2 protein-coding genes are annotated in these 1,275 nt (G+C 59.6%); both read left to right on the top strand.

What is annotated here, in order from left to right; genetic code table 11:
* The coding region (locus CK944_RS22150) for a FadR/GntR family transcriptional regulator (RefSeq protein WP_205049142.1) at positions 1-826 on the top strand (826 nt) is incomplete at its 5' end.
* Positions 827-875: 49 nt separating this feature from the next.
* Positions 876-1,275 (top strand): tripartite tricarboxylate transporter substrate-binding protein (locus tag CK944_RS22145; protein ID WP_256388185.1); only part of this gene is annotated, 400 nt, incomplete at its 3' end.

Below are 1,275 nucleotides of genomic sequence, written 5' to 3'. Positions count from 1 at the left end.
CGGAGTTGTCCACTACAATGCCCCCCAATTGTTATCGATCCCACACTTGACCAGCGGCAAGTCTTCAGTCATTCATCTGACGAATAGAGCGCTTAAGGATCTTACGTTGACCTCTGACCAGACCAGAGCAGGCGTCATGGACAGTGTCCTTGATTCGATTGGGCTGGCAATCGCGTCTGGCAAATATCCCGAAGGGACGAGTATCCCCACTGAACCCGAACTGATGGAAGCCTTCGGAGTTGGTCGATCGTCCGTCCGCGAGGCAATCCGTTCCCTTGTCGCGCTCGGCATGGTCGAAACCGCCCCGCGTCGGGGAACGGTGGTCAACCCCAAGTCGAAATGGAGCATGTTGAGCCGCGAGACCATGCGCTGGATCATGGCGGGCAAGGTGCATCAGACGGAGTTGCTGGGTGCGATTGATGAGGCCCGACTGATCTTCGAGCCTTCCTCGGCGGCCTTGGTGGCGCGCCGTGCCACCCGTATGCAGATCATCGGCATCGAGACCGCCTTTGCCCGCATGGAAGACGCAGCCGAGCGTGGCGATGCCGAGGCAGCCGTCTCGGCCGACCGGCAGTTTCACCTCGCGATCTTGCAGGCTACCGGAAATCCTATCCTGGAAGCCTTTGACGCTGCGCTTGATTCGGTGCTGGGGGTCCTCTTCTCCGTGACGGCAAATCACATGGAGAACTTTCGCGCGAACCTGTCGAACCACCTGGCTGTCGTGGAGGCCATTCGCCGCCATGACCCTGAAGGGGCGTTCAAGGCAATGACCGATACGATCGGGTTCACCACAACACGAATGAAGGATGCCGGCTTGATCGAATAGCCGCAGGGCGGTCAGGAACCGCACACTACTGGAGGAGAAGACAATCTTGATGAAGAAACTGATGATCGCTGCAGCGGGTATCGCTGTCAGCGCTGGAACTGCCATTGCCGAATACCCGGAGCGCCCGATCACCATGATCGTGGCCTGGAATGCCGGAGGCGGCACAGATGCCATTGCACGTGTGGTTGCGGCGGGGCTGGAAAAGGAACTTGGCGTCACGGTCAACGTGGTGAACAAGCCAGGCGGCGGTGGCGTGATCGGGCATTCCGAAATGCTGACGACCCGGCCTGACGGCTATACCATCGGCTTTGCCAGCGCGGAAATCGCAAGCTACTATTGGGCCGGCAATGCCCAGTTCAAGGCGACCGACTTCAACCCGATCGGCCTGGTGAACTTCGACCCCAGTGCCTTCCATGTTGCCGCAGACTCCGAGTGGCAGGACCTGCCTG

This window comes from Paracoccus sp. SY, assembly GCF_002901215.1.
GTDB lineage: Bacteria > Pseudomonadota > Alphaproteobacteria > Rhodobacterales > Rhodobacteraceae > Paracoccus > Paracoccus acridae.
The sequence above is the reverse complement of the archived record's forward strand: the minus strand, read 5'-3'. Positions and strand labels throughout refer to the sequence as shown.